The 13,194-nt window shown below is 64.6% G+C and carries 2 protein-coding genes; both read right to left on the bottom strand.

Going from position 1 to position 13,194, the window contains the following annotated elements; all coding sequences use genetic code 11:
• On the bottom strand, positions 1 to 1,061 hold a 1,061-nt coding region (locus ACZY08_RS08535; protein WP_463744084.1), incomplete at its 3' end, for a WS/DGAT/MGAT family O-acyltransferase.
• A gap of 61 nt (positions 1,062 to 1,122) precedes the next feature.
• Positions 1,123 to 13,146, bottom strand: a complete 12,024-nt coding sequence (locus ACZY08_RS08530; RefSeq protein WP_463744203.1) for a non-ribosomal peptide synthetase — start codon at positions 13,144 to 13,146, stop codon at positions 1,123 to 1,125.
• Positions 13,147 to 13,194 lie beyond the last annotated feature (48 nt).

The following is a 13,194-nucleotide window of genomic DNA, read 5'->3' as shown; positions in this document are numbered from 1 at the left end:
GGAATAATGGCATTCACCGCATGCTCCTCGTCGGGCACCTCCCCGTGGCGAATCAACGCTTGTTTGACCGCGGCCCGAATCTCACGCAAGTCCTTCGGCGCACGTTCAGGGTCAACCGTGACCGCCACACTGCTTCTCGCGTTGGCGCGAGTGTCACCGTCAGCACGCACATTGACCGGCATCGTCACGACCACCGAGCCGTCCGCGCCGACCCGTCCTGCTCGATGAGCGAGCCGCGCCGCCAACCCCACCAACAGCGAGTTGCTGGTCCCCCCAAGTGCTTGTGCTCGGGCGTCCCACTCATCGGCATCGACCAGGACCGCTGCCATCGGAACCGCCATCGATTCGTCGGTGCCGGCGACAGGTGCAGGTGCGGTGGCAATCGGCGAAGGAGGCCCGCCAGCCGATCCGGCCGCCTCGCGGCTCCGCCGGGCCAACCGGATAGCGGCGACCACGCCCCGGCCCACGGCAGGGATGTCGCGCACGGTTTGCCAGGTGTCCTCCCACAGGGCTTTCCAACGACCGCGCGACGCGGCAGCCGGCCAGCTGATCGGATCGTCATGGCCGAGTGCCGCATCGGCCAGCGCCTCGCACAGCCCGACTCCGTCGATGAGGCAATGCGAGACGACCAAGCTGACGCCTGAGCCGCCGTCGGTGAACGGGAGCACTGCAAGGTGCCATCCGGGACCGTGCTCGCAGTCCAGCGGAGTATTGATCTGCTCGTCGAGCCAGGCGTCGAATTCTTCACGCGGGCGCGCCGCCTCGACGATCTCGAGGTCGGATGAGCCTTCGGACGCTATCCAGCGGTGGCGGCCGAACGCCAGTGGTGACCGTTCGATCCCGCGAGCCAACCGTCCACATCGAAGATGGTCATGGAACCGCCGAAGACCATCGGTATCGACCGGGCGGTCGTAAACCCAGACACTCTGCAGAAGGCTGTTGACCCCGATCGCCAGCCCGAGGTCAAACGTGCGCTGGTCGAGCACATCGAGAGTGTTGCTCACTTTCGTGACTGCGTCCGCGTTGGACTCGCGCGCCTCGTTTCCGTACGTGGTCCGCATTCGCGATCACCGTCCAAAAATCAGCGGCTCGACGCTTTCGCGCCACTGCATCGTCACGAAACTATTCCGCGTTACTTTTCAAAACAGAGCTGAGTTGTTGTACGTACGTGTTGAGGGATTCGGGGGTGAACATCTCGAAGTGAGTGCAGCCCACCGGCATCACCGTGATCTGACCGGAAACATAAGGTCGCCAACTACGCTCAAGTGCTCGTGCCGCCCGTTGGTTGCGCTGCCGCGCCCACCCCGACCGCGACCGCGCCGCCGAGAACATCACCACATCACCGTCGAAAACCTCGGGTTCATGATCGAGCAGAAGTAGCTGGCCCGCACTGACACTGCGCGCCATGAATTCCACCAACCGCCGCGACGGAGGACTCGACCCGTGCCGCGCGATGATGTCGGACACCCGCGAATAGGTCAACGACCCGACATGCACCGGAACCCGAACCTTGTTGGTGCGCAGGATGTAATCCAAAACCCATCCCTCGGCCACCGCCCGATTGCTCGCAATCTTCCGCGTGATGCGTTTCCAGAACCTGTTCGGGTTCAACAAACCATCGAGCAACACCAGCCGCTGCACCTCACACCCACGCCGCTGAAGCTCCACCGCCAACGCGTGAGCAACCACACCACCGAACGACCACCCCAGAACCCGGTACGGACCAGTCGGATACAACTCTTGCAGCCGATCGGCATAACTGGCCGCCATCTGCTGAATCGACGAAGCTTCCGACTCACCTTCAGCCAGCGCCCGGTTGATCCCGACGATCGGGCCGTCCACGTACTGGCCCAGCGCCCGATACGACCAACTCAACCCGAAACCGTCATGCACACAACACAACGGCACACCGTTGCCGGGTTTGAGAATCTCGACCGGGACCACTTCCCGCGAGCTCTCAAGCCGGCCCACCTGCTGGGCCAGACTGCGAACCGTCGGCGCATCGAACATCACTCGCACCGCCAACTCGGTACCCAAACTCTCATTGGCCGCGGCGATCACCCGCATCGCGGAGAGGGAATCGCCACCCAGGTCGAAGAACGAGTCGTCGACCCCCACCCGCTCCAGACCGAGAACTTCGGCGTATATGCCGACCAGGATCTCCTCGGTGAGCGTTTCCGGTGCACGGTACTGCCGAGCATCGACGTAGTCAGGCACCGGAAAAGCACGACGATCCAACTTCCCGTTGACCGTCAACGGCAAACTCTCCACCACCACCACGGCCGCCGGCACCATATAGCGCGGCAACCGTCTCGCCATGGCAGCCCGGATTTCGGCCGGGTCTGCGGTACCGGTGACGTAACCGAACAGACGCTTATCACCGGGACGATCTTCCCGAGCGATGACGGCGGCCTGATCCACTCCCTCCAGACCAGCAAGCACTGCTCGGACATCACCCAACTCGACGCGATACCCACGGATCTTGACCTGCTCATCCGCCCTACCCAAATACAACAACTGCCCATCTGCGCCCCAACGCACCAGATCCCCGGTGCGATACATGCGCTGCCCAGCGGCAAACGGGCACGCCACAAACCGCGACCCCGTCAACCCACCCCGACCCACATACCCATTCGCAAGGCCGGAACCGGCCACATACAACTCACCGACCACCCCAGCCGGCACCGGCCGCAACCACCGATCCAACACAAAGAACGCCGCACCCTGAATCGGCACACCAATCGGTACAACCCCCGAACCAGCAACCAGCGGCGCGCTGAACGACGTGTACCACGTCTCCGTCGGCCCATACCCATTGGCCATCAACCGAGCCGGCGCCCACCGATCGACCAACTCGGTCGGACAGGCCTCACCCGCCACCACCAACGCCGCCGACTCCAAGCCGTCCGAGGAGAGCGCCGCCGCGGCAGACGGAGTCTGATTCAACACCGTCACGCCCTCGGCAATCAGCAACGCGTGCAACTCATCCGGCGAACCCACCACCGCATCCGGCACCACCACCAACCGCCCACCGCTCAGCAGCGCACCGAAAATCTCCCACACCGACACATCAAACGCATACGAATGCCACTGCGACCACACCCCCGCAGCCGGCAACCCCACGTCCAATGAAGTGAGCAACCCAGTTACGTTGCTATGAGGGACCGCAACGCCCTTCGGGATGCCAGTGGTGCCTGAGGTGTAGATGACATAGGCGACGTCATCAGGAGCCGGCACCGGTAATGCAGTGCTCGACGCCGTATCGATCCGCGGATCCGCGACATCGACGACAGCCACTCCCAGGCCGTCCAATCGCCCAGCCAACGCGCCAGTGGTCACGGCGGCCACCGGCCTGGCGTCACCAACCACCACCGCGATCCGCGCATCCGGGTACGCCGGGTCGATCGGCACATACGCGGCCCCCGACTTCAACACCGCCAGAATCGCCACAATCGCAGCAGCAGAACGATTCAGCAACAACGCCACGCACTCACCCGGACCGGCACCATGTTCGACAAGTAGGTGCGCCAGCCGATTCGACGATTCGTCGAGTTCTCGGTACGACGTGGACCTGCCGTCGAAGGTCACCGCCGCCGCATCCGGGTCACGCGCGACCTGCTGGGCGAACACCGCCGGAACCGAGCCCGCCCCCCTCGCCGGGGCGGTCAGCGCGGCCCGATTTCCGAACTCATCGAGACGAGTATGGTCGTCGGTCCCCAACACATCGATCGACGACAAGCGCTGCGCCGCATCGGCCGTCATCGCCTCCAACACCCGCTCCAACCGCCCGATCAACGCCTCGATGGTGCCCGCGTCAAACACATCCGTACGGAACTCCACCGAACCACCGATACCGGCCGAGGCACTCTCCGCATCGAATCTCTCTCCCAACGCGAGGACCAGATCCATACGTGCGGTGTGGGTTTCGGCCATCTGGGGCGCGGCGCGTACATCGCCCGCTTCAGACTGATCGGCAGGGGCACTGGCGGGGTTCTGCCAGGCCAGCATCACCTGGATCAGCGGGTGATGACTCAGGCTACGGACTGGGTTGAGCCGCTCCACCAACACCTCAAACGGCACATCCTGATGCTCAAAGGCTCCCAAGCTGCGCTGACGCACCTGCCCCAACAACTCACCAACCGTGAGATCCCGCGACAGATCCACCCGCAACACCAGAGTGTTGACAAAGAACCCGACAAGATCATCCAAGGCCGGGTCGCTACGACCAGCAATCGGGAAGCCCACCGCCACATCGGAACTGGCCGTCATGCTCGACAACAACACCGCCAACGCAGCCTGCACCACCATGAAACTGGTCGCATTATGATCCCGGGCTACCGCCGCCACCCGCCGCTGCAACCCGGCCGGCCAATCCACCTCGACGACGGCGCCCCGGTAATCAGCGACCGCCGGATACGGCCGGTCGGTCGGCAACTCGAGACGGTCCGGGAGCCCTGCCAGTGCCTCCCGCCAGTAAGCCAATTGCCCGGCAATACGGCTTTCGGGATCAGACAGCTCGCCGAGCTGCTCACGCTGCCACAGCGTGTAATCCGCGTACTGCACGGGCAAGGGAGACCACGCCGGCGCCTGCCCGCCGCATCGGGCCGCGTAGGCGCCGGCCACATCCCGGGCGAGCGGGGCGAACGACCAAGCGTCCCCCGCGATGTGGTGGATCACAGCCACCAGCACATGATCGTCGTGGGAAACGCGGAGAAGTGTTGCCCAGATCGGAATCTCGGTACTCAGATCGAACGGATGCCTCACGGCCGTGTCGATGGCTTTGGCGACCCGGTCGGCCTGCCAATCTGACGCATCAACCTGCTCCCAGCCGATGTCAGCCTGCTCGGCAGGGACGACCACCTGCCGAGGGACACCGTCGACCGCGGGGAAAACCGTACGCAAAGACTCGTGACGCTCCACCACATCGGCCAACGCCCCGCGCAGCGCGGCGACGTCCAATCCGCTGACCCGATAGACCATCGGCATGTTGTAGATCGGTGAAGGACCGTGCAACTGCTCCAAGAACCACAACCGCTGCTGCGAATACGACAACGGCACCACTGCAGGCCGGCGCATGGGCATCAACGGTGTCCGTCCGCCCGACTCGGTCGCGATTCGGGGCTCCAGCTGGGCCACTGTCGGCGCATCGAATACCGCGCGGACCGCCAGGCCACTGTCGAATGCGGTGTTGATCGCATTGATCAGCCGTATGGCGGACAGGGAGTCACCACCGAGGTCGAAGAACGAATCGTCGACGCCTACCCGGTCCATGCCCAGGACTTGAGCGAAGATGCCGGCCAAGATCTCCTCTGAGGGCGTGGTCGGGGCGCGATAGCTGTCAGCGTTGCTGTACTCCGGTGCCGGCAACGCACGTCTGTCCAGTTTGCCGTTGACGGTCAACGGTATTGCGTCGACGACGATCACCGCCGCAGGCACCATGTAGGTCGGAAGGTGTTCGGCCAGCTGGGCCCGCGCCCTACCACTGTCCACCAACCCGGGCGTCGTCTCGGTGACGTAACCGACGAGTCGCTTCTCGCCTGGTTGATCCTCGCGGGCGATGACGACGGCTTGTTCCACGCCATCCAGATCGGCCAGCGCGACCTGGATCTCGCCGAGTTCGATCCGGTAGCCGCGGATCTTGACCTGCTCATCGGCTCGGCCGAGGTATTGCATCTGCCCATCACTACCCCAGCGCACCAGATCACCGGTCCGATACATGCGCGTTCCCACGCCGCCGAACGGGCAAGAGACGAAGCGGGATGCCGTCAACCCGGCTCGACCGACATAGCCGACGCCGACGCCGCGGCCCGCCACGTACAACTCCCCCACAACGCCTGGGGGCACTTCTCGTAGCCAGCGATTCAGAACGAACAACGCGGCCCCCGGCGCCGGGGCACCGATCGGAACAGTGTTGGCAATCCCTGTGTCAGCTGTCAACGGGGCACTGATCGCCGCGTACACCGTGGCCTCGGTGGGTCCATAGGCGTTGATCAGGACACGTCCCGGCGCCCACCGTTCGACCAACTCGGTGGGGCAGGACTCCCCGGCCACCACCAAGGCGGTGGATTCCAGGCCCTGTGGTGAGAGCATCCCCGCGGCCGACGGTGTCTGACTCAAGACGCTGACCTTCTCGGCCACCAACAAATCGTGCAGATCCTGCGGTGAACGGGCCACCTCCTCGGGCACCACCACCAGCCGTCCGCCGTGCAACAGCGCTCCGAAGATGTCCCACACCGATACGTCGAACACCAACGAATGCCACTGCGACCACACCGTTCCTGGGCCCACCAACGCCGGATCCACTGCTCCGAGGAATTGCGTCACATTCTGATGAGTGATCGCGACGCCCTTCGGGACGCCTGTGGTGCCCGACGTGTAGATCAGATAGGCGACGTCATCGGCGGCCGGCTCCGACAACGCGGTTCTGGGTTGCGTGTCGATCCGGGGGTCATCGATATCGATGACAGTCAGGTCGTGCCCGTCCAGCCGTGCGCGCAACTCAGCGGTGGTGACCGCCGCGACCGGACCGGCGTCTCCCAGCATGAACTCGATCCGCGCATCGGGCACCATCGGGTCGATCGGCAGGTACGCTGCCCCCGACTTGAGCACTGCCAGGATCGCGACGATCGCCTCGGCGGAATGGTTGAGCAGCAACGCCACGCACTCACCCGATCCGGCGCCATGGCCAACGAGTAGGTGCGCCAAGCGATTCGACGCCTCATCAAGCTCGCGATAGGTCCACGAACTCCCACCGCACACCACCGCCACCGCATCCGGGTCACGCGCCACCTGCTCGGCGAACACCACAGGAATCGACACGCCGGTCAGCGTTTCGGACAGCACCGCCCGGTTGCCCCATGCGTCGAGGCGCACGTGATCACCGGGCTCCAGGAGATTCATCGACGACAGGTTCGCTGCGGGATCCGCGGTCAGATCCTCCACCACCCGTGTCAACCGGTCGATGAAGATCTGGATGGTGGCGGCGTCGAACACGTCGGTGCGGAATTCCACCGCTCCGGTGATGCCGGCCGGGTCACCGGCACTCCAGCGCTCTGCCAACGAGATCATCAGATCCATGCGGGCAGTCTGCGTGTCCGCTTCCAACGGGGTGGCCTGCATGCCGCCCAAGGCCGGTTGGGCAGCTTGTTCGTCGTCCTGACCGGTCAGGTTCTGCCACGCCATCATCACCTGAACCAGCGGGTGGTGGGTCAAACTGCGGGCCGGGTTGAGCCGATCGACCACCATCTCGAACGGCACATCCTGGTGCTCATAGGCCGCCAGGCTGCGCCGCCGCACCTGCGCCAACAACTCGGCAGCCGTGGGATCCCCGTCCAGCTCTACCCGCAGCACCAGGGTGTTGATGAACACCCCGACCAACTCATCCAACGCCGGGTCGCTCCGTCCCGCGATCGGGAAGCCCACCGCCACATCGGAACTGCCGCTCAGGCTCGACAACAACACCGCCAACGCCGCCTGCACCACCATGAAACTGGTCGCGTTGTGCTCAGTCGCCGCTCGCGCGATCTGCTGCTGCAATTCGACCGGCCACCGCACCGCCAGACTGGCCCCTCGATAATCAGCCACCGACGGATACGGCCGATCCGTCGGCAACTCCAGGCTCTCGGGCAGTCCCGCCAACGCCTGCTCCCAGTACGATAACTGGCCGGCGATCCGACTCTCCGGATCGCCCGGATCACCCAGATACGAGCGCTGCCACAACGTGTAATCCGCGTACTGCACCGGCAACGGAGACCAACCCGGGGCTTCACCCGCGCACCGGCTCGCATAGGCCAATCCGATATCACGCACCAGCGGACCGATCGACCAGCCATCGCCGGCGATGTGATGGACCACCGCCACCAGGACATGTTCACCCTCGCCGATGCGGAAAAGGGTTGCCCTCAGCGGAATCTCGGCAGACAGGTCGAATGTGTATCCGACGGCCGCGCGAATCGCATCGTGCAGCCGATCGACGGGCCAGTTCGTGGCGTCAACGACCTGCCAGCCCAGATCGGCCTGCCCCGCCGGCAGCACGACCTGTCGAGGTACACCATCGACGGCGGGGAATACCGTGCGCAAAGACTCGTGGCGTTCCACGACATCGGCCAGGGCCGCACCGAGCGCCACCACATCGAGCTCACCGGTGATCCGATACGCGGTCGGCATGTTGTAGATCGGCGACGGTCCCTCAAGCTGGTCCAGGAACCACAACCGCTGCTGGGCATACGACAGTGGAAGGACAGCGGGGCGTTGTTGGGCCACCAATGGCTCGCGCCGGCCCGAGCCCTCACCGGCATGCGCCGCGAGTTGTGCCACCGTCGGCGTCTCGAACACCGCCCGGACCGCAAGATCGGTATCGAGGGCGGCGTTGACGGCATTGATCAACCGCATCGCCGAAAGAGAGTCGCCGCCCAGATCGAAGAACGAATCATCGGCCCCGACCCGCTCCAACCCGAGCACCTGGGCATAGATCCCGGCCAGCACCTCCTCAACCGGAGTGGCCGGAGCACGATATTCCTGACCGTTGACGTAGTCCGGTGCGGGCAGGGCGCGCTTGTCGAGTTTGCCGTTGACCGTCAGAGGCAACGCATCGAGCAGCACTACGGCCGCGGGCACCATGTAACCGGGCAAGCGGTCGGATAATGCGGCACGAACGGCGGCCGGGTCCGCGGAGCCGGTGATGTAGCCGACCAGGCGTTTGTCGCCGGGGCGGTCCTCGCGGGCGATGACCTCGGCTTGCCTCACCCCATCGACATCCGCCAGGGCAGACTGGATTTCGCCGAGTTCGATGCGGTAGCCACGGATCTTGACCTGCTCATCGGCACGCCCCAGGTACCGCAACTGCCCGTCGGGGCCCCAGGACGCCAGATCGCCGGTCCGATACATCCTTGTCCCCGCACCACCGAACGGGCAGGCGACAAACCGCATCGCACTCAACCCACCACGACGCCAGTATCCGTATCCGAGTCCGGCGCCCACCACGTACAACTCGCTCACCACACCAGCCGGCACCGGTTGTAACGACGAATCCAGTACGAAAAAGCCCAGGTGCCCGAGCGGAACGCCAATGGGGCTGACGGTGTCTTCAGCATCGTCGACCACGATCTCCCGGAACGAGGCATGCACGGTCGTCTCGGTGATCCCGTACATGTTGATCAACCGCGTCGAACTCGAATGTCCTTCCAACCACGGCCGAAGACACTGCGGCTCAAGCGCCTCCCCGCCAAAGACCACGGTCTCCAATTTCAACTGACGGCCCAGTTCAGGTTGCAGCGCATCAGCCGACTGCAACGCATAGAACGCCGACGGCGTCTGACTCAACACCGTCACCTGCTCGGCCACCAACAAACCGAGCAACTCTTCCGGCGCCCGCGTCACCGACTCCGATACCACCACCAACCGGCCGCCATACAGCAACGCACCCCAGATCTCCCACACCGAATAGTCAAAAGCCAACGAATGACACTGCGTCCACACCTGCCCCGCCAGACCCAACTCCGCATCCAACGTCCCCAGCAACCGCGCCACATTCCGGTGGCTGATCGCCACGCCCTTCGGCTGACCCGTCGTGCCGGAGGTGTAGATCAAATACGCCACGTCATCGGGAACCGGCCCTCGCAACGCCGTACTGGGCTGCGCCTCGACAGCGGTGTCGTCAACGTCGACAACGGTCAGGCCGATCCCGTCCAAGCGAGCGCGCAATTCAGTCGTGGTCACCGCGACAACCGGTGCCGCATCACCGAGCATGAACCGTATCCGCGTATCAGGGTGCATCGGATCGACCGGCACATACGCCGCCCCCGACTTCAGCGAGGCCAAGATCGCGACGATCGCCTCAACCGACCGAGGCACCAGCACCGCCACGCACACGCCCGGGCGGGCACCGTAGCCAACCAGCCAGTGCGCCAGGCGGTTCGACGCCTCGTCGAGCTGCTGATACGTCATCGAGCGGCCATCGAAACTCACCGCAACCGCCTCGGGCGCACGAGCCACCTGGGCAGCGAAGAGGCCCGGTATCGATTCCACCGGAACCGCCGCCTCGGTCAACACCGGCCGGTTGCCGACATCGTCGAGTTGTGCGTGTTCGAGGACGTCGAGCACATCGATCGACGACAGCCGCCGCGCCGGATCCGCGGTCAGCGCCTCAGCGACGCGGGTCAACCTCTCTATCAAGGTTTCGATGCCGGCCGCGTCGAACACGTCGGTACGGAACTCAACCGTGCCACCGATCCCTGCCGGATCACCGGCATCGTTCCACCGTTCAGCCAACGAGAATGTGAGATCCATCCGGGCCACGTGGGTGTCGACCGACAACGGTTTGACCTGAGCCTCACCCAACGTGGATTCCGTGGCGGCATCGGCGGTGAAGTTCTGCCAGGCCAATGCGACCTGTACCAACGGATGATGGGCCAGCGATCGGGTCGGCTTGAGCCGGTCCACCAACACCTCGAACGGCACGTCTTGATGCTCGAGGGCGCCAAGGCTGCGCTGACGCACCTGAGTCAACAGTTCGGCAACGGTGGGGTCGCCGACCAGATCCGTACGCAACACCAACGTGTTGACGAAGAACCCCACCACTCGATCCAGCGCGGCATCACCACGGCCGGCGATCGGAACGCCCACCGCCACATCCGAACTCGCACTCAGCTTCGACAACAGCATCGTCAGCGCAGCCTGCACCACCATGTACGTGGTCGCATTGTGTTCCCGCGCGACCTCGCGGATCCGCTTGTGCAGTTCGGCCGGCAACGACACCGCCAGGCTGGCACCGCGGTGATCGGCTACCGGCGGATAAGGGCGGTCGGTGGGTAGTTCCAGGCGCTCGGGCAGCCCGGCCAACGCCTGCTCCCAGTACGCCACCTGCCCAGCGATCCGACTGTCGGGATCGCCCAGATCCCCCAGTTGCGCGCGTTGCCACAATGTGTAATCCGCGTATTGCACCGGCAACGGTGCCCACTCCGGTGCTCGTCCCGCAGACCGACCGGCATACGCCAACTGCAGATCCGCGATCAACGGAGCAACGGACCAGCCGTCGGCAGCGATGTGGTGCACCACCGCCACGAGCACATGCTCATCCTCGGCCAGCCGTAAAAGTGTTGCCCGCAAGGGTATCTCGTGGGCGAGATCGAAGGCATGGCCCGCCATCTCCCCGATGGCCTCATGCAATTCAGTTGCCGAACAGCCGTCGGCGTCGATCACTCGCCACCCGCAGTCGGCTTCCTCGGCGGGCACCACCACCTGCTCTGGAACTCCTTTCACCGACCGGAACACGGTACGCAAGGACTCGTGGCGCTCCACCACATCGGCCAGCGCGCCGCCGAGCGCGTCGGCATCCAGATGCCCGGTGACCCGCAACGCCACCGCCATGTTGTAAATCGGTGACGGCCCCTCCAACTGATCCAGGAACCACAGCCGCTGCTGAGCGTAGGACAACGGAAGCACATCCGGCCGCTGTCGAGCCACCAACGGCTCACGCCGCCCCGAACTCTCACCGGCACGCCCCGACAGTTGCGCCACAGTCGGCGTCTCGAACACCGCCCGAACTGCGAAATCAGCACCCAGACTGGCATTGACGGCGTTGATCAAGCGGGTCGCCGACAGCGAATCCCCACCCAGGTCGAAGAACGAATCATCGACTCCCACCCGCTCGAGTCCCAGGACCTGGGCATAGATACCGGCCAACACCTCCTCGACAGGAGTTGCCGGAGCACGATATTCCCGGCCGTCGACGTACTCCGGTGCCGGCAGAGCACGCCTGTCGAGCTTGCCGTTGACCGTCAACGGCAAGCTGTCCAGCGCCACGATTGCGGTCGGCACCATGTAGCCGGGTAACCGCTGCGAGAGTGCGGCACGAACAACCGCTGGATCTGCGGCGCCGGTGATATAGCCCACCAGGCGTTTGTCGCCGGGGCGGTCCTCCCGCGCGATCACCGCCGCTTGGCCGACGCCGTCGACTTCCGCCAAAGCGGTTTGAACCTCGCCCAACTCGATGCGGTATCCGCGGATCTTGACCTGCTCATCAGCACGCCCGGCATACCGCAACTGCCCGTCGCCGGCCCACGACGCGAGGTCGCCGGTCCGATACATCCGCGCCCCGGCCCCACCGAATGGGCAGGCCACAAACCGCGAAGCACTCAATCCGCCCCGCCGCCAGTACCCACATCCCAAACCGGCGCCCACCACATACAGCTCACCCAACACTCCGACTGGCACCGGCTGTAACGACGCATCCAGGACAAAAAACCCAAGGTGTGCCAGGGGGACACCGATGGGGCTGACGCTGCCCTCAGCGTCCCCGCCAACGATCTCCCGGAACGAGGCGTGCACCGTCGTCTCGGTGATCCCATACATGTTGATCAAGCGCGGCGAACCTGGATGACGATCCAGCCATGCGCGAAGGCGCTGTGGCTCGAGCGCTTCCCCGCCAAAGACCACCGTCTCCAACTTGAGCTGGCCGCCGGGCCCAGGTTGCAGCGCTTCCACAGCTTGCAGCGCGTAGAACGCCGACGGCGTCTGACTGAACATGGTGACTTGTTCGGCAGCCAGCAAGGCATACAGTTCCTCCGGAGCCCGCGTCACCGCCTCGGACACCACCACCAACCGGCCGCCGAACAGCAGTGCCCCCCAGATCTCCCACACCGAATAGTCGAACGCCAACGAATGACACTGCGTCCAAACCTGACCCGCGAGCCCCAGCTCCGTATCCAACGTCTCCAGCAGCCCGATCACATTGCGATGAGTGATCGCCACGCCCTTCGGCACACCGGTCGTTCCCGAGGTGTAGATCAGATACGCGACATCATCAGCCGACGGCGCCGGCAACCCTTCACTCCGGCAGGGCCGCTGGTCCAGATCATTGAAATCGATGACCTCCAGATCGCACCCGGCGAATCGGCCCTTCAACTCCGTAGTCGTCACCGCCACAATGGGTTCGGCATCACCGAGCATGAACTGAATCCGCGCATCCGGATGCATCGGATCGATCGGGAGGTACGCCGCTCCGGACTTCAACACGGCGACAATGGAAACGATCGCCTCAACAGAGCGAGGAAAGAGCAGTGCCACCCTTTGACCCGGGCCAACGCCAAGACTGACCAACCAGTGCGCCAACCGGTTCGACGCCTCATCCAACTCCGTGTATGTCATCGAGCGACCGTTGAACGTCATCGCCGGCGCGTCGGACACCCGAGCCAC

It is taken from the genome of Mycobacterium sp. IDUB_9 (assembly GCF_055419505.1).
This window is presented reverse-complemented; position numbering and strand designations above follow the sequence as displayed.